This is a genomic window from Mycobacterium sp. NTMscope_MAC_269 (assembly GCF_976985695.1).
This window is the reverse complement of sequence record NZ_OZ335668.1, coordinates 1,852,963-1,875,899: the sequence shown is the minus strand read 5'-3', so window position 1 is coordinate 1,875,899 and position 22,937 is coordinate 1,852,963. Positions and strand designations below refer to the sequence as shown.

Sequence of the window (22,937 nt, the reverse complement as noted above, 5' to 3'; positions counted from 1 at the left end):
GACCCCGCGAGCGCATCGAATTGGATGTGGGCTTGTGCGGGGGACGTGATCGGCGATGGTCGGTTGGCTAGACGAGCTGCAGCGACGGAATCGAACCGTCGGCGTGATCATTGCCGTCATCTATAAATACAACGATGACCAGGGCGGCTACCTCGCCGCCCTCATCACCTACTACGCGTTGGTGTCCCTGTTTCCGCTCCTGTTGCTGCTGACCACCGCTTTGGGAGTGGTGCTGGCCGGGCGACCCGATCTGCAGGCGCAGGTGCTGCACAGCACGCTGAGCCAGTTCCCGGTCCTCGGCAGCCAGTTGCACCACCCAGAGGGGCTCAGCGGAGGCATGGTGGGCGTCATCGTGGGCCTGCTCGGAGCCCTCTACGGCGGTCTGGGTGTGGGACAGGCGCTGCAGAACGCGATGGATTCCATCTGGGCGGTGCCAAAGCACAAGCGGCCCAACCCCATTCGATCACGCCTGCGCAGCATGCTGTTGCTTTTGGTGCTGGGCTCGACGGCCATCGCGGCCACCGTGCTGGCCGCGGTCGGTCACGCTGCCGGCACCGTTGGCATTGCCGAATCCGTCGGACTCGCGCTCGCCGCCGTCGCGATCAACGCGCTGATCTGTTTGGTGGCTTTTCGCGTGACGACCGCGCGGTCGTTGACCTACCGGCAGGTGTTGCCCGGGGCGGTCGCCGCGGCCTTCATTTGGCAAATGCTGCAGTGGTTCGGGGCGGGCTATGTCGCGCACACCGTGAAGCGGGCCAGCGCCACCAACAGTGTGTTCGCACTGGTGTTGGGGGCGCTGGCCTTCCTGTTCCTCGCGTCCGTGGCGCTGGTGTTGTGCGCCGAGGTGAACGTCGTCTTGGTCGAAAAGCTGTACCCGCGCGCGCTGCTCAGCGCCTTCAGCGACGACGCGGACCTCACCGCCGCCGACCGCAGGACCTACACCAAGAAAGTCAAAGCCGAACGCGTCAAGGCCTTCGAGCGTGTCAGCGTGCGATTCGATGATGTCAGGCGGCTACCCGCGAAAGCCATTGGGCGCCTTAAGGTTTACGACGACACCAGGCGCTCCCGCACGCCATGAGGAACGCCCGCCCCCGGTTATGGGGAGGCCGTCGGGCCCGGCGCAATAGTCTGCAGTCATGAGCCTGGTTACCTATGAGCTGCAAGATCACGTCGCCACCATCACGCTGAATCGCCCGGAGGCGCGCAACGCCATCAATGGCGCGCTGCGCCAGGACCTCAACGCCGCCTGGGATCGCTTCCGCGACGACCTGGACGCCTGGGTCGGGGTCCTGACGGCCAACGGCAGCGTGTTCTGCGCCGGCGGCGACCTCAAGGACGGCGAAGGCTCCGTCGGCACGTTCGGCGGAACCTTCTGGGAGAAACCGACAATCAACTCGTTTGAATCCGGCATGGAACTCTTCAAGCCCACCATCGCCGCCGTGCACGGACCCTGCATCGGCTATGGGGTGACCGGAGTGTTGTTCTGTGACTTCGTCATCGCCAGCACCGAGGCCACGTTCTGTTTCCCGGAAGTCTCGATCGGGGTGCCCACCATCGTCGGGGCGATCCGGCTGCCGCAGCGGGTGGGCTGGGCCAACGCCATGGAACTGCTCTTGACCGGCAAGCCGATGAGCGCAGAACGGGCCAAAGAGGTCGGCCTGGTGTGGAAACTCGTCGAACCCGACCAACTGCAGGCCGAAGCGCAGGCCTGGGCCCGCACCCTCACCGAGGCGGCCCCGCTGGCCCAGCGGGCGACCAAAGAAGTCGCCTGGCGGACCGCGGACATGGGCTGGATCGAATCGGTGCGCTTCGGTGAGACGATGCGCAAGGTGGCCGGCGCCACCGAAGATGTGGCCGAGGGCATTCGGGCCTGGGCTGAGAAGCGCAAGCCGCAGTGGCGCGGTCGCTGAGACGTCACGGATGACGCAGAAACCGGCCGCCGCCACCGTCGTCGCCGGGCATGTGTCAGGATTCGGGGATGAATGCACGCAGACTTGCTCGCTTCGTTGGTATCTCGGTGGTGACGGCGTGGGCGCTGCTCAGTGCACCCATCGGCGCTCCTAGCGCCGCCGCCGATCCGTGCTCGGACGTCTCGGTGGTCTTCGCCCGGGGCACCCACCAGGAGCCCGGCCTCGGCAATATCGGGCAGGCGTTCGTCGACTCGCTCACGTCGCAGCTCGGCGGGCGGTCCGTCGACGTCTACGCCGTCAACTACCCGGCCAACGACGACTACCACAACAGCGCGAACGCCGGCGCCAACGACGCGGCCGCACACATTCAGGACACCGTGGCCGGCTGCCCGAACTCGCGGATCGTGCTCGGCGGGTACTCGCAGGGCTCGACGGTGATCGACCTCGCCACCAATTCGATGGACCCGTCGGTGGCCTCTCATGTCGCCGCCGTAGCCCTCTTCGGCGAGCCGTCCAGCGGCTTCTCCACCATGCTGTGGGGCGGTCAACCGCTCCCGACGATCAACCCGGCATACGGCGCCAAGGTCATCAGCCTGTGCGCCCCCGACGACCCGATCTGCTCCGGCGGCGGCAACATCATGGCGCACGTCTCCTACATCGACGCCGGGATGACCGCCCAGGCGGCGACGTTCGCGGTGGACAAGATCAACCAAGCCGCGCCGCGCGCCTGAGCCCCACGAGGCAATCGCCGGCCCCCACCCTTTGATGCCGCGCCGGGCGCGGTTGAAACCGCTCGATTCGGGGTAGGTCGGCTGCCAGCACCTGGAGAGGGAAGGCACCATGCGAGGAGCTGTCATCTACGGCGCCGGTGATGTCCGTTTCGAGGACATTCCGGATCCCGAGATCGTCGCCCCCACCGACGCGATCGTCCGCACCACCGCCACGTGCGTGTGCGGCTCGGATCTCTGGGATTACCGCGGCATCAATCCCGTTCCCGAGCCCAAGCCGTTCGGCCACGAGTACTGCGGCGTCGTCGAAGCCGTCGGCAGCGAGGTCACCTCGGTCACGCCCGGCCAGTTCGTCATCGGATCCTTCTTCGCTTCCGACGGCACGTGTCCGAACTGCCGCAACGGAATTCAGACCTCGTGTGTGCACGGGGTGCTGATGAGCGGTTGCCAGGCGGAGCTGGTGCGCATTCCGTGGGCCGACGGCAGCCTGGTCGCGCTCGCCGACCAACCCGACCACGAATCGATCCCGGACCTACTGACCCTGTCGGACGTGATGGGGACCGGGTGGTTCGCCGCCGAAGCGGCCAACGTCGCGCCGGGCATGACGGTGGCCGTCGTCGGTGACGGCGCGGTCGGCCTGTGCGCGGTGCTGGCCGCCCGCGAAAAGGGCGCCGGACGGATCATCGCGATGAGCCGCCACGAGCCCCGGCAAAAACTGGCGCGCGAGTTCGGCGCCACCGACATCGTCACCGAGCGCGGCGACGACGGTGTCGCCGTCATCAAGGAGATCACCGAAGGCGTCGGCGCCGACGCCGTCCTGGAGTGCGTCGGCACCGGCCAATCCATGCAACAAGCCATCAAATCCGCCCGCCCCGGCGCGTTCGTCGGGTTCGTGGGTGTCCCCCACGATGTCAGCATCACCGGCGAGCAACTCTTCAAGACCCAGGTTGGGCTCCGCGGCGGTCCCGCTCCGGTCCGGCACTTCCTGCCCGATCTGATCGACTCGGTGCTGGACGGACGCATCAATCCCGGCAAGGTGTTCGACCTGCACCTGCCGCTCGACGAAGTCGCCGAGGCCTACCGGGCCATGGACGAACGGCGCGCCATCAAGGCGTTCCTGCGGCCCTGACCGGGCCTCGCGGGCAGCCGACCACCATCGGCTACGGTCGACGGTATGTCCAAGGCCTCCGGTAACGACCTCATCGACGACGTCACCCCTGGCGACATCATCGCCGTCGACCGCGGCTCCGGTGCGCAGCCCTACAAAGTCGTGTTCAAAGATCCCACCGACGAGGGGTACCTCGTCACGCTGGAAAGCGACGGCGGGGAGACCTTCCAGCTCGACCTGGCCGCCGGCACCACGGTGGAGAGGTCCCTGGAGGCGAAGTGGGAATCCGCGCAAAGCCCCACACCGAACTCGGACAACTAAGGCCCCTATGGTCGGCGCAGATCTGGCGGCGGTTTGGTGAACGCGGCGGGTCGGACAAAATGCGTTGGCGTGCAGTCGATTCGGTTAGCGGCCCCCCTGTCGACGAGTTCCGCACGGGCGTTGCGGCCAACGAGTATCCGGGTGGCGACGCGACCGGACCGGCTAGCGGGTCGCGGCTTTCAACGACGCGTTCTGATTACGGCGGCCCCGTAGCGGGCATAGTCACATGCATGGTCGACGATGCAGCCCAGGCGCCACAGGAGAACCCGGAGAAGGACCAGTCGCAATGGGTGACCGGCGATGAGCCCATGACCGGTCCGCAGCGCAGCTACCTGAACACGCTGGCGCAAGAAGCAGGCGAAAAGATTCCCGAACACCTCACCAAGGCGCAGGCGTCCAGCCTCATCGACGATTTGCAGCGGCGCACCGGGCGGGGCGACTCATGACGATCGGGGCTGACGACGTTCGTCGATTGCTCGCCCGCCACGAACAGGACGCAGCACTGGTGGTGCTCGAGGGGCGCGCGGCGGTCGTCACGCCGGAAGAGCTGAACTCCGCCGAATATCGAGGCGCCCTGCAGGTCGCGACGCGCCAGGAATTGGTGCAGCGGATCGGGCGGGAAGAGTTATCCGATCGCGAGTTGGCTGAGCAGGCCGAAGAACTCGACACGGCGGTGCGCAATCTGGGTGGGTGACGCCACGGCTACAGCCCGACGCTGACGGGATCGCCCACGCGGATAACGCCTTTGGACAGCACCGAGAGGTAGGCTCCGGCGCAGGCTTGCGCCCCGTGACCTCCTGTGTTCAAACGGTTTTCGGCCGCCGGTATGCGAAGCGCTTGCGGAGCCCGCGGCAGCATCCCGTGTTCAAGGGTGGGAACCACGCACCGGGACGTGGCCGTCAGCACGCGCAACCGCGCTCCGCCGACAGTGATATCGCTTCCGACCCAGTCGTTTTCGGCGTACGGCGGGTAGTCCGGCGGCGTCGAGATCACCAGATTCGGTCGGTAGCGCAGCGCCTCCACGCCGATGTGCTCGAGGGTTGACGTCGTGATCGCGTGCAGTGGGGCTTCGTCGGTGAACGAGTCACCCGGGGTGGCCTGGGCGATCCGCAGGATGCGTCCGTCGACCTCGGCGTCGAGACCGAGTTCGAGCAGTTTCTCGGGGTCGGGTCGGACCAGGGTTGCCCCGTCGGGGCGCTGCGCCACCAGCCGGACCTGTCGTCCGGTCAATCGCGAGATCAGCTCGTCGACACCGGGATCGTCGAAGGCCACGTTCGTCCCGTCGGGCAGCCTGATGTTCACGCCCTGGGCACCCGCGTGGGCGGTGCACGTCAAGAGGTTGCGCCACAGGCGTGGATTCTTGGCGCTGGCGACATGGCCGGTTTCGCCGTCCAGGAGTGCGAGCCGCCGGTCGCCCTCGGCGCCGCGCTCGTCGACCGACAGAACGTCCAGCGTTTCGCCGAGCATCGACTTCACCGGGTAGCGAAGCAACGCCTCCACGCGCATCTGCACGGCACCGGCCGACGACTTCTCCATAGGAACCTTCACTCGAGGTTACTGCCCACTGTGCCCTAAACGGCAGGGCATTACCACTGATCAGAAGGGCGAGGCGCACCGATGGGTCAGCCGGGGAGCAGGCGCTTTTTCTGCTCTTCGAATTCCTGTTGCGTCAGGATTCCGGCGTCGCGCAGCGATGCCAGCTCGCGCAGCTCGGCGGCGATGCTCGTGATCGGTCCCCCCGGCGAAACCTGCGGGATCGTTGCCGACTCGTCCGCCTTGTCCTTCTTCTTGGGGTCGCGCGGGGCCTTGGCGGTCTCGGCCCGGCTTCGCTCCCGACCCAGGGCGCCACCGGTGCCTGCCATCGCGCGTCCGGCCATGCTCGCCACCGCCATCTCGCCGAACAGACTCCCGGCACCGCTGGGGGCGGCCGCGGCGGCGGCCTCCGCGGCGGCACCGACGCTGGTGGCCGGCAACGCCAAGGCGGCCGGCCGTATCGCCGGGGCGGCGGTCGTCCACCCGGGCGGCACCGACAAGCTGCCCACGGTGTTGGCCTCCCCCAGCCCGGCTGACGCCAATGTTCCGAATCCGCCGGCCGGATTCGTGATGACCGGGAACGGCGACGGCGGCACGGCGCCGGTCCCCGGAAACGACTGCACCCCCGCCCAGCCGCTGACGATGTCATCGGTGTGGAAACCAGTCAGGGCACCGGCGATGTCGTAGGGAAGGGCAATCGTAGCCGCGGGTGCGTCGACAAAAAACGTGACCAAGCTGCCCGGCGCGTCCAGGAAGATCGTGATGAGATCGGCCTCCAGGTCCAACGCGCTCAGCGCGGACGGGTCGACGGCGCTTAGATCCGGACTCACGGCAGCCCTGGTCAGCATGTTGGGCACCGCCGAAAGTGATTGCTGCGTAACGGCATTGCGTGTGCTCCCGGCGGCGGTGCCGGTGGCTTGGGCTACGGCTCCGGATTGATCGGCGCCGGAGTCGGTGGTCTGATCCGGCTCGACAAATGGCGTCAGCGTGGTCGCCGACGCCGTAGATCCCGCGTAGCCGAACATCGCCCCGGTATCACGCGCCCACATCTCCGCATACTCGGTCTCGGTCGTGGCGATCGCGGGCGTGTTCTGCCCGAGGAAGTTGGTCGCGACGAGGGACGCGAGCAGGGTGCGGTTGGCCGTGATGACCGGGGGCGGCACCGTCTCCGCAAAGGCCGTCTCGTAGGCGAAGGCCGCGGCCCGGGCCTTGGTGGCGGCTTCCTCGGCCTGGGCTCCGGTGGTCCGCATCCACTCCAGATAGGGGGCGATCGCCGCGGTCATGGCCGCAGCCGACGGGCCGACCCACGGACCGGAGGTGAGGGCGGTGACCTCCGTCTGGTACGAGTCCGCCGCCGACTGCAGCGCCGCGGCCAATTCGTCCCAGGCCATGGCGGCGGCCAGCATCGGTCCCGAGCCCGGACCGGCGTACATCCGCGCGGAGTTAATCTCCGGCGGTAGTACTGCGAAGTCCACGTTCTCCTCCGATCGCTTTCATGGCCGCGAGGGCGTCGACGGCTCCGGTGCGCGTCGTATGGGGGTAGCCAGCCGAACAGCAAACAAATCGCGACCCTTCGGGCAGTGCCGGTACCACGAAGGAAGGCGACCTAATGAGACCGTCCCCACTGCTGAGGGGTCGGTCTCACACGTTTGCAGGTGTGGCCCAACGTTAACGAATACAGCGAAATTGTTGCGATGGGTTAACGATAGGTTACCGGCACATGACACTCGAAACTGACAAGGGTTTGGCGCGTGCCGCGCAAATCGTTTTCAGCCCGCTCTCAGTGGGACCCGAGGCTTCCGCATCGATTCGGGTGCCGGGGCACCGCCCGGTGGCGATTAATGCGGTGGTCAAGCCGATCGGCGCACCGGCCGCGCGGTGGTGCAAAGCCGGTCGGTCGTGTAAAAGGTTCTGGTGCAGGAACCGCCGAATGGATCATTCGATGCGTTGATGCTGCGCGAAGCGCTCATCCGGCGGATGTATCGGCGCTCGTCGGCCGAGGGCCGGATCAGGGTGCCGGCCGTGCCCGGCCTGATCGACGAGTACGTGCAATTGTGCGGCAACGTCTGCGCCACGCTGGGCGTCTGGTACACCCCCGAACAGTCCGCCCAACTGCGCGCCGCACTGGACGTCGAGTTGGCGAAGGCGTTCAAGGCCTCTCCCCGATCCGATGTGGTCATCGCCTACCAGACCGCCTTCGGGTCAAGCGGTGTGAACTTCCGCGTCCAGGCCGACGCGCGGACCATCGAGGCCGACTACGAACAATGGGTCGCCGTGCGCCCGCCGCCGCTGTTCGGCACCGAGCCGGACGCGCGCGTGCTCGACCTCGCCGCGCAGGCCGCCGACCCCGCCGCCTGCCGGGTGCTCGACGTCGGCGCGGGGACCGGGCGCAACGCCCTGGCCCTGGCCCGCCGCGGCCATCCGGTCGACGCGGTGGAGATGACCCCGAAGTTCGCCGACGTCATGCGCGCCGAAGCGGACAGCGAAGCGCTGCGCGTGAACGTCATCCAAAGCGATGTGTTCACGGCGATGGAGGGGACGCACGCGGAATATCACCTGATGGTGCTCTCGGAGGTGGTGCCCGACTTCCGGACTCGGCACGAGCTGCGCGGCATGTTCGAACTCGCCGCCGATTGTCTGGCCCCCGGGGGGCGCCTGGTCTTCAACACCTTCCTGGCCCGCGACGGCTACGTGCCCGACGACGCGGCGGTGCAACTCGGCCAGCAGTGCAACAGCATGATCTTCACCCGCGACGAGGTAAGTGGCGCGGTGGCCGGGCTGGCGCTCGAACCCGTGGCCGACGACTCCGCCTACGACTACGAAAAAGCCCGGTTACCCGCCGACGCGTGGCCGCCCACGGCGTGGTTCGAGGGCTGGGCCACCGGCATCGACGTGTTCGACGTCGAGCGAGACGACTCCCCGATCGAGCTGCGCTGGCTCGTGTTCGAGAAGACCGGCTGAGCCTTGTCCGCTCGCTGACGTCTAGGCGGTCAGATCGCGCGTCGCCGGCCCTTCCAACAACGTGCCGTCGGGCGCGAAGCGCGACCCGTGCAGCGGACACTCCCACGCCTTGTCGGCGTCGTTCCAGTTCACGATCCCGCCGAGGTGTGGGCACACCGGTGAGACACGGTGCTCGACGCCGTCGACTCGGCAGCGGGCCTCCAGGTGCCACGGCGGACCGCTCACCACGCCGCCTTCCCCGTCGACGGGGCTGCGGCGGCCGATACGCGCAGCCGGGGTGATCCAGCCCTTGGTCAAGTTGAAGCCGACCTCGAGGTTGGCCTGCAGGGCCGTCGCCAAACCCGTCAGCTCGTGCGGACTCCAGCTGGCGAACGCGCGGGCCCAGTCCATCCGCCCGCCCAGCATCCGGCTCGACAGTGCCAGCGCCGCCGCGGCACCGTTCGTCATGCCCCATTTGTTGAAACCCGTTGCGACAAAGATGCTTTCGTTGTTCGGCAGAATGGGGCCAACATAGGGCAGATGGTCGATGGGCGTGTAGTCCTGCGCGGACCAAAAATGGGTTTGCTCGGCGCCCGGGTAATGCCTGCGCGTCCAGGACGCCAGCTCGCCCAACGCCTCGGACGGGCTCTTCTCGCGGCCCACGGTGTGGCCGGCTCCGCCCACGATCAGCCTCTGCCCGTCCGCGACCGGCGCGTAGCGCACCGACCGTGTCGGCGAGTCGGCGGTGATCATCATCGGTCGGGTGATGTTGCCGGGAACCTCGAAGGCCAGGCAGTAGGACCGGCTGGGCTTGACCCGCGCGAAGTAGCCGCCGCGATCCAGGATCGGGATGCCGGTGGCAAGCACCAGTTGCCCGGTCTGAAGCTCGACATCCTGCCCGGCAGGGTCGTTGACGTGCACGCGCACGCCCTTGCCGCGCGAGGAGACTCGTCGCACCCGGCTGTGCTCGACCAGCCGACCACCGCGGTTGAGCAGCTCGACGGCCAACGAGTCGAGGAAGGGCATCGGGTCGAACTGCGCCTGGTCGGCCAGCCGCACGCCGCCGTGATACTCGAACGGCACGTCGGCCTCGTCCTCCCACACCGCCGGCAGACCGGCCGTCTGACACGCCTTGAGTTCGGCCCGCGCCGACGGCACGCCCCGAGTCGACTGCGCGTAGGTGTAGGCATCCTCGCGCTGCACCGCCACCCCGTGCGCCTCGCAATGGCCCAGGATCCATTCCTGCCCCTCGCGATTACCGTCGACGTACGCGCGCGCCACCTCCCGGCCATGCCGCGGCAGCACCTTCGAGAGCTGGCTGCCTTGCAGCAGGCTGATTTTGGCGGTCGTGTTCCCCGTTGCGCAGGAACCCACCGTGCGGGCCTCGAGCACCAGCACGTCCTTGCCCGCGCGGGCCAGCAGAACCGCCGTCATCAGCCCGGTGATGCCGGCGCCCACGACGATGACATCGGCGGACGCGGGGCCCTGGTCAAGTGGGCTTGCCGCCCAAGGCCGTTCGGTACGGTCGGTCATCCACAAAGAAGTCACGGCTGTGCAGATACCCCAACCCGGCACGAGGAAACGCCGCGCGGCCTCACCCCTGCTTCAACCGGGCTTTCGCCTCCTTGAGTTCCTCGGCGGCCGCCCGGCTGGCTCCGGCGGCCCGGTCGTAGTCGTGTTCGGTGCGGCCGAGGTCGCGCTCGGCCGCCCGCAGCGCTCTGGCCGCCTCGTCGCGGCGCCGCCGGGCCTCGTCGCGCTGGGCTCCCCGTCCCGACAACCGCTCGTCGGCCTCGGCTTTGGCCGCTTCGGCGGCGGCGACGGCCGCGGTGAGCTTCTCGCTGCGCCGGCTACGGGATTTGTCCTGAGCCGGTTCGGGTGCCGCGTCACCGGAAGCGCCGAAACCCGACCACTGCTCGGGGCGGGTCAGCCGCCCCAGCCGCGCCCGCACCTGCGGGTCGGCGATCGCGGCTTGCAGTGTGCTGGTCAGATCCTCGCGCACGGACGCCGACGGCTGTTTCACCTCGGCGGCGTGCAGCGCGTCCCGAGTGAGCTCGTCGATGAGTTTGTGTTGCTCGGCCGACAACTCGCGGATGCGCGCGCCGTCCATCGCGGCGTGCGCGTCTCGCAACCGCTCACCGAGGTCCGCCAGACGCTCCCGGGTGTCCTTGTGCCGCAGGGCCAGCCGGTTGACGATCCACGCCGCCGTCGTCGGCTTGGTGGCCGCTGCAATGCGTTTGGCGGCCTCGTCGTCACCGCGTTTCCTGGCCGCGGCGGTCAACCTGGCGCGTTCCGCGGTGAACTCCTTGAGCGGCGCGCGATAGAGATCGTCGAGTTCCTCGTCGGCCATGAAGCCATGATCCCCCCGGGGGCCGGCCGAAGGCCCGAACCGTTGCGCCGAGCGTGTACTCACGGCGACTATTGACGAATTCTTCGCCACGAATGCACGTTCGGCGCAGGGCACCGCACGTTTACCGGGAGCGCGCCGCGGGTTATCAGGTGCACAACATGACAATCCGTTGGTCCCGCCGGCTCCTGCTGGCCGTGTTCGTTGTCGTCGGGGTGGTCGGCGCGATCCAGATCGCATCGCCGAATCATCATCCCCGGACCACCGCGACGCCGCCCGGCCCGGCGCAAGTGACGTTCACCCCCGGTCCCGACGCGCACGACGTCGACCCGGTCGCCCCGGTGATGGTCAAAGCCGAGGTGGGCACGCTGGCCGGCGTTGACATGGTCAATGAGTCCGGCACTTCGGTCCAGGGTGTCATGACCCCGGACAACCTGGTGTGGAAGCCCACCGTCCCGCTGGGCTACGGGCGCACCTACACGCTGACGGTCACCAGTCGCGGCACCAACGGCGTTGCGGCCAAACAGGTCTCGACGTTCACCACGCTGCGGCCCTCCAATCAGACCAAGGTGTCGTTCAAAACCACCGCGGAGGCGCCGCTGCGCGACGGCGGCACCTACGGCGTCGGAACGGTCATCGTCGCGCACTTCGACGAGCAGATCACCGACCGGGCCGCCGCCGAGCGACGCCTGGCGGTGACCACCACCCCTAAGGTCGAGGGCTCATGGTTCTGGGTCGACGGTCAAAACGCACACTGGCGCCCGGAGCGCTACTACGCCCCGGACACACAGATCACGGCCGAGGCGCAGATCTATGGAATCGCTTTGGGCGAAGGGTTATTCGGGCAGGACGACACCCGGGTCTCGTTCCGGATCGGTGACGCCCACGTCTCGATCGCCGATGATGCCACCAAACAGGTCAGCGTCTTCGACAACGGGGCGCTGGTGCGCACGATGCCCACCAGCATGGGGATGGGCGGCACCGAAGACGTCGGCGGGCGCAAGATCTCGCTGTGGACCCCGCCGGGTGTGTACACCGTGCTCGACAAGGGCAATCCGGTGGTGATGGACTCCTCGACCTTCGGGTTGCCCAAGAACTCCCGGCTCGGCTATCGCGAAACCATCAACTGGGCTACGAAGATCAGCAGCGACGGCATCTATCTGCATGAGCTCGATGCGACGGTGTGGGCCCAGGGGCACCGCGACACGTCCCACGGGTGCTTGAACCTCAACGCCGACAACGCGAAATGGTTCTACGACTTTTCGGTGCCCGGCGACGTGGTCGAGGTCCGCAACAGCGGCGGTCCGCCGCTGACGCTCGAGCAGAACGGCGACTGGACGCTCAACTGGGACCAATGGCGCGAAGGCAGTGCGCTCAAGCCCGCCTGACGTGGTGTGGCCGGAACATGACCCAGCCCATTCGTCACCCACAATTGTGCTCCACTTCACAAGAAACTCTTGACTCGTTCCAGATAAGTGCGTCATATTGGTGCGGTGTCATCGACGGCCGATTACGCGGACAGGTTGCGGATGGCCGATCTGCGGGTGACCCGTCCCCGGGTTGCCGTGCTGGAAGTCGTGGACGCCAACCCGCACGCCGACACCGAGACGATCTTCTCGGCGGTCCGCAGGGGCCTGCCCGATGTGTCCCGCCAAGCCGTATACGACGTCCTCAACGCGCTGACCACGGTCGGTCTGGTCCGGCGCATCCAGCCGTTGGGGATGGTCGCGCGCTACGAGTCGAGGGTCGGCGACAACCACCATCACGTCGTCTGCCGGACCTGCGGGATCATCGGCGACATCGACTGCGCCGTCGGCGAGGCCCCGTGCCTCACACCGTCGGACGACGACAACGTTCTTGATGGCTTCGTTCTCGACGAGGCCGAAGTCATCTACTGGGGCCTGTGCGCCGATTGCTCGACTGCAGGCTCCTAGATCGCAGCCCGATTCACCCACCTCGAAAGGAATGCTGTGTCATCTGATACATCCGGTAGCCGCCCACCCCAACCAGACACCGGGACGGCTAGCAAGAGCGAAAGCGAAAACCCAGCAATCCCTTCGCCGCAGCCGAAGGCCCACGCCCCGCTGACCAACCAGGACTGGTGGCCCGACCAGGTCGACGTCTCCAGGCTGCACCCGCACTCGCCGCAGTCCAACCCGCTCGGCGACGACTTCGACTACGCCACGGAGTTCGCCAAGCTCGACGTCGACGCGCTCAAGGCCGACATGATCTCGCTGATGACCACGTCGCAGGACTGGTGGCCCGCCGACTACGGCCACTACGGCGGCCTGTTCATCAGGATGAGCTGGCACGCCGCGGGCACCTACCGCATTCACGACGGCCGCGGCGGCGCCGGCCAGGGCATGCAGCGTTTTGCCCCGCTGAACAGCTGGCCGGACAACGCGAGCCTGGACAAGGCCCGCCGGCTGCTCTGGCCGATCAAGAAGAAGTACGGGAACAAGCTGTCCTGGGCGGACCTCATCACCCTCGCCGGCAACGTGGCCCTCGAGTCGATGGGGTTCAAGACCTTCGGCTTCGCCTTCGGGCGCGAGGACGTCTGGGAGCCCGAGGAGATCCTCTGGGGGGAAGAGGAAGAATGGCTGGGCACCGACAGGCGCTATTCGGGTAAGCGCGATCTCGCGCAGCCCTACGGCGCGACGACGATGGGCCTGATCTACGTCAATCCCGAAGGGCCGGAGGGCAAACCGGATCCGATCGCCGCGGCGATCGACATCCGCGAGACGTTCGGCCGGATGGCGATGAACGACGAGGAGACCGCGGCGCTCATCGTCGGGGGTCACAGCTTCGGCAAGACCCACGGCGCCGGCGACGCCGACCTGGTCGGCCCGGAGCCCGAGGCCGCGCCGATCGAACAGCAGGGGCTGGGCTGGAAGAGCTCGTATGCCAGCGGTTCTGGCAAGGACGCGATCACCAGCGGACTCGAGGTGGTCTGGACGCCCACCCCGACGAAGTGGGACAACAGCTTCCTGGAGACGCTGTACGGCTACGAATGGGAGCTGACCAAGAGCCCCGCCGGCGCGTGGCAGTTCACCGCCAAGGACGGCGCGGGTGCGGGCACGATCCCCGACCCGTTCGGCGGCGCGGGTCGCGCACCGACGATGCTGGTCACCGACATCTCGTTGCGCGAATCCCCGATCTACGCCGACATCACGCGCCGCTGGCTGGACCACCCCGAGGAGCTGGCCGACGCGTTCGCCAAGGCGTGGTACAAGTTGCTGCACCGCGACATGGGCCCGATCACCCGCTACCTGGGTCCGTGGGTCGCCGAGCCCCAGCTCTGGCAGGACCCGGTCCCCGCCGTCGACCACGAGCTCGTCGACGACAAGGACGTCGCGGCGCTGAAGAAGAAGGTGCTCGACTCCGGGCTGTCCATCCCGCAGCTGGTCAAAACGGCCTGGTCGGCGGCGGCGAGCTATCGCAACACCGACAAGCGCGGCGGGGCGAACGGCGGGCGGCTGCGCCTGCAACCCCAGCGCAATTGGGAGGCCAACGAGCCCTCCGAACTCGACAAGGTGCTGCCGGTGCTGGAAAAGATCCAGCAGGATTTCAACGCCTCGGCCTCCGGCGGCAAGAAGATCTCGCTGGCCGACCTGATTGTGCTGGCGGGCTCGGCGGCCGTCGAGAAGGCGGCCAAGGACGCCGGTTACGAGATCGCGGTGCACTTCGCGCCGGGCCGCACCGACGCCTCGCAGGAGAGCACCGACGTGGAGTCGTTCGCGGTGCTCGAACCGCGGGCCGACGGATTCCGCAACTACATCCGGCCGGGTGAGAAGGCGCCGCTCGAGCAGCTACTGATGGAGCGGGCGTACCTGCTCGGCGTGACCGGTCCGGAGTTGACCGTGCTCGTCGGGGGCCTGCGCGCCCTCGGTGCCAATCACGGCAGCAGCAAGCACGGGGTGTTCACCGACAAGCCGGGCGCGTTGACCAACGACTTCTTCGTCAACCTGCTCGACATGGGCACCGAGTGGAGGGCGTCGGAGACCGCGGAGAACGTCTACGAGGGACACGACCGGTCCTCCGGCGCGCTCAAGTGGACCGCCACCGCGAACGACCTTGTCTTCGGCTCCAACTCGGTGCTGCGTGGACTGGTCGAGGTCTACGCCCAGGATGACGCCCAGGGGAAGTTCGTGGAGGACTTCGTCGCGGCGTGGGTGAAGGTCATGAACAACGACCGGTTCGACCTCAAGTAGAACCCGGATAGCGAGCGACACCCCGCGGGCCCTCGGCTCGCGGGGTGTCGTCTTGGTGGGGCTAACCGTCGAGCGTCGGCCGTATGCACTGGATCGGGCCGCTTTTCGTGCATAGGACCCACGGTCGACGTGTGGACCGGCCTGAATCAGCGCGGATCAGGGAGGCTCAGCGGGCCAAATCCCATTGCCCGTAATCGGGCGCGAGGACGTCGTCGACGTCCACGTTGATCCCGCCGAGCAGCGGGCCCGGGTTCGACGGGCTGTTGACGACGGCCTGGTAGAGGACCGCCGCCGGTTCGCGCTCCCCGTGCGACCACGATCGCGTCTGCCACGCCCACCGGTGCCCGGGCGTGCTGGAGCTCCCGATGACGCCGTCGCGGATGGCCCACCCGCACGCCCTGGCATGCCCGTAGATGCCGGTGCGACCCGCGCCGAGCACCGAGTTGATCCCCCGAAACCAGTCGACGGCAACGCTATTCCAGGCGTTGTCGTCGATGTCGTCGTCGACGCTGAAGAAGATCGGCGCGGAGTCCGGTCCCCCGGCCGCGGCGTGCAGCCGCATCGCGGTCTGGGCGTCGGCGACGCCGCCGTCGTGCCCGCGGGTGCAGTCCGACGGGTCGGGCCACCCCGGCTTGCCGTACTGGAAATTGCTGACGATCTGCAGTCCCGCCGCGCGCAGCGAGTCGGCGTACTGGCGGGTGATGGGCTTGGCCTCGAAGTTCGCGCCCGGGCGCGACTCCGACACATAGTTGACCACGCCGCCGTATCCCGCGGCCTTGATCTCCTCCGGGGCGATCCGCTTCTCGGCGAAATCGATCAGCGTCAGACCCGCGGCCGCCGCTTTCGGCCCGTCGGCGATCGCGCCTGGCAGGCTGAGGATGGCCGGGGCCAACGCGTACTTCAGCACGTCGCGTCTGGAAACAGATCGCGGCGCGTGCCCCGCCGGTGCAGCCGAATCCCGCACCGCGCGATGGTAACAAAGCCCCCTCAGCCACTCATTGACGCCGGTCAGCACCCAGAACCCCCCGGCCGGAAAGCCGGCGGCCGCCCGCCAGTGGCATGATCTTTGCGTGTCGGACATCCCGGGGGCCGTCTGTGCGCGAGACGGTGGATTTCAGCCTCGTTGCGCTCGCTTAGGTGATCGAACTATAGTCTGGACACATGTCCAGTTTGCTGTCACGGAGTTCGGGAGCCCGTTGACAGCGATGGATTCGGCGCCCTTCCGCGGTCATTTTCCAGCACAGAAGAGTTGAGTATGCGAATTGCCCTGCTGTCCTACCGTAGTAAGACCCATTGCGGCGGACAGGGCGTCTACGTGCGCCATCTCAGCCACGGTCTGGTGGAGCTCGGTCACGACGTCGAGGTGTTTTCCGGGCAGCCATATCCCGACCTGCTCGACCCTCGCGTCCGGCTCACCGAAGTTCCGAGCCTTGATCTGTATCGGGAACCTGACCCGTTCCGGGTGCCGCGGCCGAGCGAAATTCGCGATTCCATCGACCTTTTGGAATTGCTGACCACGTGGACCGCGGGCTTTCCCGAGCCTCGGACGTTCACCATGCGGGCCGCGCGGTTATTGGCCGAGCGGGCAGCCGATTTCGACGTCGTACACGACAATCAGAGCCTGGGCACCGGACTGCTCAGCATCGCGGACGCGGGGCTGCCGGTGGTGGCCACCGTGCACCACCCGATCACCCGCGATCGGGTGCTGGACCTTGCTGCTGCGCGTTGGTGGCGAAAACCGTTGGTGCGCCGCTGGTATGGGTTCTTGGACATGCAGCAGGAGGTCGCCCGCCACATCCCCGACCTGTTGACGGTCTCGTCGTCGTCGGCCGCCGACATCGTCAGCGACTTCGGCGTCTCGCCGGACCAGTTGCATGTGGTGCCGCTCGGGGTGAACACCGAGCTGTTCAAACCGGGCTCCGGACCGCGGGAGCCGGGTCGCATCATCGCGATCGCCAGCGCCGACACCCCGCTGAAGGGCGTCCGCACGCTGCTGCACGCGGTCGCCAGGCTGCGCACCGTCCGGGATCTCGAATTGCGGCTCGTCGCGAAGGTCGAACCCAACGGGCCGACCCACAAACTCATCGCCGAGCTCGGCATCTCCGACATCGTGCACATCACCAGCGGGCTCTCCGATGCCGAGCTCGCGGCGTTGTTCGCGTCCGCGGAGGTGGCCTGCATCCCGTCGCTTTACGAGGGGTTCTCGTTGCCGGCGGTGGAAGCCATGGCCAGCGGCACGCCGATCGTCGCCAGCCGGGTGGGCGCGCTGCCGGAAGTCCTTGGGACGGACGGCGCTTGCGCCGAGCTGGTGCCGCCCGCGGACGTCGACGCCCTCACCCACGCGCTCGGTGAACTCCTGGATTCCCCGGAAAAGCGGCGCAGCCTCGGCAAGGCGGGACGAACACGCGCAGTCGACGTGTTCAGCTGGGAAGCCGTCGCCGCGCAGACCGTTCGGGTCTACGAGCGGGCGATCGCACGCACCGCGCGAGGCGAAGCGACATGCTGACCGTCGATTTCGACCGGCTGAGGATCGGCCCGTCGAGCAAGGTCATCGACGTGGGTTGCGGCGCCGGCCGGCACGCGTTCGAAGCGTATCGCCGTGGCGCCGACGTTGTCGCTTTCGACCGCGATGAAGACGAATTACGGTCTGTTGACACCATTTTGCGCGCGATGGCAGACAACGGCGAGGCGCCGGCCGAGGCGTCGGCGAAGGTGGTGGTCGGGGATGCGCTCAAGTTGCCCTACGCCGACCAGACCTTCGACTGTGTCATCGCCTCGGAGATCTTGGAACACATACCGCAAGACGACATCGCCATCGCCGAATTGATCAGGGTGCTCAAAGTCGGTGGCACGCTGGCAGTCAGCGTGCCCCGCTGGCTACCCGAACGGGTGTGTTGGTTGCTGTCCGACGAATACCACGCCAACGAGGGCGGCCACGTGCGCATCTACCGCGCCAATGAACTACGCGGCAAGATCCTCGGTGGCGGAATGGAATTGACGCACACTCATCACGCGCATGCGCTGCATTCGCCCTTCTGGTGGCTGAAATGCGCTGTGGGCGTCTCGAACACCGACCACCGGGCGGTGACCACCTACCACAAACTTCTGGTCTGGGATCTGATGCAGCGGCCCAAGATCACCCAGCTGGCGGAGTCGCTGCTCAATCCGCTGGTGGGTAAGAGCGTGGCGATGTACTTCGTCAAACCACAGGAGGCCGACAGCCAAGCGAGTCCGGGATATTCAGTTGCCTCGGTCTAACCCGCCCGCGGTCACGGGGGTGCTCACTGCCGAACAGTGCCGGCAGACCGCGCTGTCCATCGTTGCCGCACAGGAATCCTCGGGCGCCATCCCCTGGTTCGACGGCGGCCACACCGACCCGTGGGATCACGTGGAGTGCGCGATGGCGCTCACCACCGCCGGACTGCTGGACCCGGCGCGGGCGGCCTTCGACTGGAGCCGCCGCACTCAGCGGCCCGACGGCTCCTGGCCCATCCAGTTTCGGGCGGGCGTGATCGAAGACGCCAACAGCGACAGCAACTTCTGCGCCTACATCGCCGCCGGTGTCTGGCACCACGTCCTGGTCACCGGCGACGAATCGTTCGCGGCAAAGATGTGGCCGGTCGTGCACAAGGCGATCGATTTCGTCATCGACATGCAGATCGGCAACGGTGAAATCGCCTGGGCGCGAAGCGAATCCGGGCTGTTGCCGGAAGCCCTGCTGACAGGGTGCTCCAGCGTGTATCACAGCATCCGCTGCGCGCTCGCGCTGGCGGCCTTCGTCGAGGACCCGCAGCCGGAGTGGGAACTCGCGGTGGGCCGGCTGGGCCACGCCATCACCGACCACCCGGAGGCGTTCACCGAAAAAGAGCGCTACTCGATGGACTGGTATTACCCCATTCTCGGCAGTGCCCTGCGGGGCCCGGCCGCGGCCGCGCGCATCCAGCAGCGCTGGGATGACTTCGTGGTCGACGGCCTGGGCATCCGATGCGTCGGCGATCGCCCCTGGGTGACCGGCGCCGAGACCTGCGAGCTGGTGATGGCGCTGGATGCCCTCGGCCGGCGCTCCGACGCTCACCGCCAATTCGCCGCGATGCAGCACCTTCGTGAGGGTGACGGATCCTATTGGACCGGCCTGGTTTTCGCGGACGGGAAACGCTGGCCCGAGGAGCGCACCACCTGGACAGGCGCCGCGATGATCCTGGCGGCCGACGCACTGTCGAACGCGACTCCCGGAGCGGGGATCTTCCGCGGCGACGCGCTGCCGATGGGCCTGCAGACCGACTTCGACTGCGAATGCGTCGCGACCGGCCCCGGCCGGTAACCCGAGACCGCCCGCTACACCGGCTCGCCGGGCCGGCCGCTGACACGTTCGAGCACCCGTAGCGATCCGGTGGCCGATACCTCCCGGAACTGCCCGGAATCGATTGCGCGACAATAGATGTTGTACGGCGGCCGTCCGCCGTCCTTGGGGTCGGGAAACACGTCGTGGATGACCAGCGCCCCGCCCGCGGCGACCCACTTGGCCCATCCGTCGAAGTCCTGGTTCGCGGCGTCCTGGCTGTGGCCGCCGTCGATGAACAGGAACTGCAGCGGCGTCCGCCATGCCCGCGCCACCAGCGGCGACTTGCCGACAATCGTGACGACGTGTTCGTCCAACTGGGCGGCGTCGAGGGTGCGACGAAACGTCGGCAGGGTGTCGAACAAGCCCGTGACCTCATCCACCAACGACGCGTCGTGGTATTCCCAGCCGGCCTGATGTTCCTCGGAGCCGTGGTGGTGGTCGATCGTGAAGACCACGCTGGCGGTCTGCTGCGCCGCCGCGCCCAGCAAAAGGGTGGATTTGCCGCAGTACGTGCCGATCTCGACGCCGGTACCACCGTCGAGATAGCGCAGCGCGGCGTCGTAGAGCGCGCGCCCTTCGTCGGGCGGCATGAAACCTTGTACCTGTTCGGCCAGTGCGAACAAGCGCTCGGGCGCACCCGTGGCGACGTGATCCATCAGGTGAACCTATCGCCTGGATCGACGCCGCCGTCAGCGTGGTCGATGTTCGCGCTGAGCGATCACACGAGGTCCGCGTGCCGGCCGGCCAGCGGACGCGGTGAGATCGCTTTACCATCATGGGCGTGCGCGCCTTGCCTCTCCGTAAATGCGGTGCCGCCGGCCTCGCCGCGGTCACCGCCGCGACCGCCCTGGTGCTGGCCGCCGCGGCCGTTCCGCCGTCGTCGCCGCTCGCGGCGCCCGTGGCCGCCGCCGCCTGTCCGCCGGTGCAGGTCGTGTTCGCCCGCGGCCGCAACGAATCGCCGGGGCCGGGCGTGCTGGGCAACGCGTTCATCAGCGCCCTGCGCTCCAAGGTCTCGAGGACCGTCGACGCCTATGCCGTGCGATACCCCGCCGACACCGAGGTCGCCCAGGGCGCCAACGACATGAGCCACCACATCCAGGACGTGGTCAACAACTGCCCGGACACCAGGCTGGTGCTGGGCGGCTACTCGCTGGGCGCGGCAGTGACCGACGTCGTGCTCGCGGCGCCCATCGGCGCGTTCGGTTTCGACAGCCCCCTGCCGCCGGGCGTCGATCAGCACATCGCCGCGGTCGCCTTGTTCGGCAACGGAAGCCAGTGGGTTGGGCCGATCACCAACTTCAATCCGACCTACAACGACCGGACCATCGAGCTGTGCCATGGCGCCGACCCGATCTGCAACCCCGCCGATCCGAACACCTGGAAACAGAACTGGCCGCAGCATCTTGCCGGCGCCTACATCGATGCGGGCATGGCCAATCAGGCCGCGGACTTCGTCGCGGGCAAGCTCTGACCGGTCGCGGTACGTTGGCGCCGCGCGCCCACGCCTAGCGCAGGTTGGTGGGGTTGAGGTCGTCGGGCATCTGCTGGCCGGCGTCCTCGTAGGCCTTCTTGATCGCGGCCATCGCCGGTGCACCGTAATCGCGCTTCTTCGCCACCACCGTGTCGTAGCTGGCCCGCAGCGGGTCCAAATGCCCACGGAACTCCGGGATCACGTAGCGTCCCATCAATTCGTAGCTGCGGAGCGTGGTCTCACGGTCGGCCCAATCGCCGGCCAGCACCAGGAAGCCGCCGAACCCGCCGGTGAGGTTCTGCAGCCGGTGCAACGCCTCGATCATGTCGTCGGGCGTGCCGACGATGGCGGCGTCCTCCTCGATCTCCTGTTCCAGGGTGTAGTCGTTCTTCAGCCCGGCGACCCGCTTGAAGTACCCGACGCGTTCGGCTTCGCGCCCCTCGCGCACCTCGGCCTTGGCCTGTTCCCGCGTGGGCGCCAGATGCGCGCGAATCACCAGGCGCCACTCCTCGCGCCGCAGTTGCTTGCCGCTGTCCGCGGCGGCCTTCTCCCCCAGTGCCCAGTGCGCCGCCAGATCCTTCTTCCCGCCGATCAGCCCGGCGCCTAGCGACAGCACACCGACCCCATGCGTGCCCGCCGCCGTCATGCCCGACGGCGAGGTGCTGGACGCGACGGCGATCGGCATCGAGCCGTTCACCGGAAGCAGTTGCAGCCGAGCCTCTTCCAACGTGAACCAGTCGCTGTGGTGCGTGACGGTCTCGCCGGCCAGCAGCCGAATGATCACGCCGAGCGCTTCGTTCATGCGCGGCCGCTGGGTCACCGGGTCGATGCCCATCATCGTCGCGTCGGAGATCAGCGCACCCGGACCCACGCCCAGCATGGCGCGGCCGTGGGTTAGGTAGTCGAGTTGCACGAACCGGTCGGCGACCATCATCGGGTGGTGGTACGGCAGGCTGACCACCCCGGAACCAAGCCGGATCCGCTGCGTCCGTTGTCCGGCGACCGCCAGGAACATCGCGGGATCGGCGATGTTCTCCCATGCGGCGGAGTGATGCTCGCCGACCCACGCCTCGTCGAATCCCCAGCGGTCGCACCACTCGATCAGCTCGAGGTCGCGCTCGTAGGTGGTCAGCGGGCTCTCACGCACCGGGTGGTAGGGCGCGATGAAGGTTCCGAATCTCAGCATGCCGTCCAGCTCCTATAATCTACGTCAACGTTCATGTTCAAGTTGTTCAGCAAGGGGGCGTCAGATGCTCGATCCCGCCGCATACCGCACCATCGATGTCGCGGTGGACAGCGCGACCGCCGTTGCGGTGCTGACGTTGAACCGGCCCGACAAGGCCAATGCCGTTGATGACGCAATGCATTCGGAGCTGTCCGTGGTCTTCGCGGCGGCCCAGGACGACGCCCGCGTGCGCGCCGTGGTGCTGACCGGGGCGGGCCGGACCTTTTCCGCCGGCGGCGACGAGTCCAGCGATCGCCAGTACGCGACCGCCTCGGGCCGCACCCCGATCGAGGAGGCGCGTCACATCGTCGACGACATCGTGGGGCTGACCAAGCCCCTGGTCGCCGCAGTTAACGGGCACGCGATCGGGCTGGGTGCGGTGCTCGCGACCCTGGCCGACGTCTCCTACATGGCCGAGTCGGCGAAGCTCGGCGATCTGCATGTCCACGCCGCGCTGCCGGCGGGCAACGGCGCCGCGGTGATCTGGCCGCTGCTCGTCGGGCTCAACCGCGCGAAACAATTGCTGATGACGGGCGAAATCCTCACCGCCGCAGAGGCCGAACGTCTCGGGCTGATCTCCCGCGTCGTCCCGCCGGCTGACGTAGGGCCGTCGGCCATGGCGATGGCGCAGCGGCTTGCGGCGCTGGCGCCCCAGGCCGTCCAGGGCACCAAGGCGGCGATGCATCGGCTGCTCGCAATGGCCTCCGGCGCGGTGCTGCCCTTCTCCCTCGCCCTCGAGGCGGCCGCCATGGAGCACGACGACTTTCGTGCGGCGATGGCGAAGTTGGGCCGCGGATGAGGCTT

General features: G+C 67.8%; 23 protein-coding genes. 16 read left to right on the top strand and 7 right to left on the bottom strand.

Going from position 1 to position 22,937, the window contains the following annotated elements:
- The first annotated feature begins 55 nt into the window (after positions 1-55).
- The 7 genes from ACZ50Z_RS08795 (at position 56) to ACZ50Z_RS08765 (ending at position 4,761) form a co-directional block, all read left to right on the top strand.
- Complete coding sequence (locus tag ACZ50Z_RS08795; RefSeq protein ID WP_464483201.1) at positions 56-1,078, top strand: YihY/virulence factor BrkB family protein; 1,023 nt, start codon at positions 56-58, stop codon at positions 1,076-1,078.
- A gap of 58 nt (positions 1,079-1,136) precedes the next feature.
- Positions 1,137-1,910 (top strand): enoyl-CoA hydratase/isomerase family protein, encoded by a 774-nt coding sequence (locus ACZ50Z_RS08790; RefSeq protein ID WP_464483200.1) that lies wholly within the window; start codon positions 1,137-1,139, stop codon positions 1,908-1,910.
- A gap of 68 nt (positions 1,911-1,978) precedes the next feature.
- Positions 1,979-2,641 (top strand): cutinase family protein, encoded by a 663-nt coding sequence (locus tag ACZ50Z_RS08785; RefSeq protein ID WP_464483199.1) that lies wholly within the window; start codon positions 1,979-1,981, stop codon positions 2,639-2,641.
- A 109-nt stretch (positions 2,642-2,750) separates the two neighbouring features.
- The gene (locus tag ACZ50Z_RS08780; protein WP_464483198.1) at positions 2,751-3,767 is read left to right on the top strand and encodes a zinc-dependent alcohol dehydrogenase family protein; all 1,017 of its coding nucleotides are present in this window, start codon (positions 2,751-2,753) and stop codon (positions 3,765-3,767) included.
- Positions 3,768-3,812: 45 nt separating this feature from the next.
- Positions 3,813-4,067, top strand: coding sequence for a hypothetical protein (locus ACZ50Z_RS08775; RefSeq protein ID WP_464483197.1), 255 nt, complete (start codon positions 3,813-3,815; stop codon positions 4,065-4,067).
- A 230-nt stretch (positions 4,068-4,297) separates the two neighbouring features.
- Positions 4,298-4,513 carry a DUF3072 domain-containing protein gene (locus ACZ50Z_RS08770; protein ID WP_464483196.1) on the top strand — a complete coding sequence of 72 codons (216 nt, stop codon included), beginning with the start codon at positions 4,298-4,300 and terminating at the stop codon, positions 4,511-4,513.
- Positions 4,510-4,761: a hypothetical protein gene (locus tag ACZ50Z_RS08765; protein ID WP_464483195.1), complete on the top strand. Its 252-nt coding sequence runs from the start codon at positions 4,510-4,512 to the stop codon at positions 4,759-4,761. Before ACZ50Z_RS08770 ends, ACZ50Z_RS08765 begins: the two co-directional genes overlap by 4 nt.
- A gap of 8 nt (positions 4,762-4,769) precedes the next feature.
- On the opposite strand, the gene ACZ50Z_RS08760 is transcribed toward ACZ50Z_RS08765, so the two are convergent.
- Together ACZ50Z_RS08760 and ACZ50Z_RS08755 are read right to left on the bottom strand one after the other, a co-directional pair.
- A complete protein-coding gene (locus tag ACZ50Z_RS08760) occupies positions 4,770-5,603 on the bottom strand; it encodes an MOSC domain-containing protein (protein WP_464483194.1) in 834 nt (277 codons plus the stop codon).
- Between the two features lie 86 nt (positions 5,604-5,689).
- Positions 5,690-7,075: a PPE family protein, SVP subgroup gene (locus ACZ50Z_RS08755; RefSeq protein ID WP_464483193.1), complete on the bottom strand. Its 1,386-nt coding sequence runs from the start codon at positions 7,073-7,075 to the stop codon at positions 5,690-5,692.
- Positions 7,076-7,514: 439 nt separating this feature from the next.
- Between ACZ50Z_RS08755 and ACZ50Z_RS08750 the strand changes: the two genes are divergently transcribed.
- Positions 7,515-8,561 carry a class I SAM-dependent methyltransferase gene (locus ACZ50Z_RS08750; RefSeq protein ID WP_464483192.1) on the top strand — a complete coding sequence of 349 codons (1,047 nt, stop codon included), beginning with the start codon at positions 7,515-7,517 and terminating at the stop codon, positions 8,559-8,561.
- 21 nt (positions 8,562-8,582) lie between these two features.
- Here the strand turns inward: ACZ50Z_RS08750 and ACZ50Z_RS08745 are convergent, their stop codons facing one another.
- Positions 8,583-10,073: an FAD-dependent oxidoreductase gene (locus ACZ50Z_RS08745; protein WP_464483191.1), complete on the bottom strand. Its 1,491-nt coding sequence runs from the start codon at positions 10,071-10,073 to the stop codon at positions 8,583-8,585.
- Positions 10,074-10,134: 61 nt separating this feature from the next.
- Positions 10,135-10,887 carry a hypothetical protein gene (locus ACZ50Z_RS08740; RefSeq protein WP_464483190.1) on the bottom strand — a complete coding sequence of 251 codons (753 nt, stop codon included), beginning with the start codon at positions 10,885-10,887 and terminating at the stop codon, positions 10,135-10,137.
- Between the two features lie 158 nt (positions 10,888-11,045).
- Between ACZ50Z_RS08740 and ACZ50Z_RS08735 the strand changes: the two genes are divergently transcribed.
- The 3 genes from ACZ50Z_RS08735 to katG all read left to right on the top strand — a co-directional run bounded on the left by ACZ50Z_RS08735 (position 11,046) and on the right by katG (position 15,095).
- Entirely contained in the window at positions 11,046-12,272 is a 1,227-nt protein-coding gene (locus ACZ50Z_RS08735; protein ID WP_464483189.1) for a L,D-transpeptidase, read from the top strand.
- Positions 12,273-12,377: 105 nt separating this feature from the next.
- On the top strand, positions 12,378-12,818 hold the full coding sequence (locus tag ACZ50Z_RS08730; RefSeq protein ID WP_464483188.1) for a Fur family transcriptional regulator: 441 nt from the start codon (positions 12,378-12,380) through the stop codon (positions 12,816-12,818).
- 36 nt (positions 12,819-12,854) lie between these two features.
- Positions 12,855-15,095: a catalase/peroxidase HPI gene (katG, locus tag ACZ50Z_RS08725; RefSeq protein WP_464483187.1), complete on the top strand. Its 2,241-nt coding sequence runs from the start codon at positions 12,855-12,857 to the stop codon at positions 15,093-15,095.
- 166 nt (positions 15,096-15,261) lie between these two features.
- On the opposite strand, the gene ACZ50Z_RS08720 is transcribed toward katG, so the two are convergent.
- Entirely contained in the window at positions 15,262-16,059 is a 798-nt protein-coding gene (locus tag ACZ50Z_RS08720) for a DUF1906 domain-containing protein (protein WP_464483186.1), read from the bottom strand.
- Between the two features lie 291 nt (positions 16,060-16,350).
- Here ACZ50Z_RS08720 and ACZ50Z_RS08715 point away from each other — a divergent pair, with 291 nt between their 5' ends.
- From ACZ50Z_RS08715 to ACZ50Z_RS08705, 3 genes are read left to right on the top strand one after another with little or no spacing between them, the layout of a single operon-like run.
- Positions 16,351-17,601, top strand: coding sequence for a glycosyltransferase family 4 protein (locus ACZ50Z_RS08715; RefSeq protein ID WP_464483185.1), 1,251 nt, complete (start codon positions 16,351-16,353; stop codon positions 17,599-17,601).
- Positions 17,595-18,353: a class I SAM-dependent methyltransferase gene (locus tag ACZ50Z_RS08710; RefSeq protein ID WP_464483184.1), complete on the top strand. Its 759-nt coding sequence runs from the start codon at positions 17,595-17,597 to the stop codon at positions 18,351-18,353. The genes ACZ50Z_RS08715 and ACZ50Z_RS08710 overlap by 7 nt, the downstream gene beginning before the upstream one ends.
- Complete coding sequence (locus ACZ50Z_RS08705; protein ID WP_464483183.1) at positions 18,340-19,416, top strand: prenyltransferase; 1,077 nt, start codon at positions 18,340-18,342, stop codon at positions 19,414-19,416. Before ACZ50Z_RS08710 ends, ACZ50Z_RS08705 begins: the two co-directional genes overlap by 14 nt.
- Before the next feature lie 14 nt (positions 19,417-19,430).
- Here ACZ50Z_RS08705 and ACZ50Z_RS08700 read toward each other — a convergent pair whose 3' ends face one another.
- Positions 19,431-20,093 (bottom strand): class I SAM-dependent methyltransferase, encoded by a 663-nt coding sequence (locus ACZ50Z_RS08700; protein WP_464483182.1) that lies wholly within the window; start codon positions 20,091-20,093, stop codon positions 19,431-19,433.
- Between the two features lie 125 nt (positions 20,094-20,218).
- Between ACZ50Z_RS08700 and ACZ50Z_RS08695 the strand changes: the two genes are divergently transcribed.
- The gene (locus ACZ50Z_RS08695; protein WP_464483181.1) at positions 20,219-20,908 is read left to right on the top strand and encodes a cutinase family protein; all 690 of its coding nucleotides are present in this window, start codon (positions 20,219-20,221) and stop codon (positions 20,906-20,908) included.
- A 34-nt stretch (positions 20,909-20,942) separates the two neighbouring features.
- Here ACZ50Z_RS08695 and ACZ50Z_RS08690 read toward each other — a convergent pair whose 3' ends face one another.
- On the bottom strand, positions 20,943-22,094 hold the full coding sequence (locus tag ACZ50Z_RS08690; protein ID WP_464483180.1) for an LLM class flavin-dependent oxidoreductase: 1,152 nt from the start codon (positions 22,092-22,094) through the stop codon (positions 20,943-20,945).
- A 64-nt stretch (positions 22,095-22,158) separates the two neighbouring features.
- Here ACZ50Z_RS08690 and ACZ50Z_RS08685 point away from each other — a divergent pair, with 64 nt between their 5' ends.
- Complete coding sequence (locus tag ACZ50Z_RS08685) at positions 22,159-22,932, top strand: enoyl-CoA hydratase/isomerase family protein (protein WP_464483179.1); 774 nt, start codon at positions 22,159-22,161, stop codon at positions 22,930-22,932.
- Positions 22,933-22,937 lie beyond the last annotated feature (5 nt).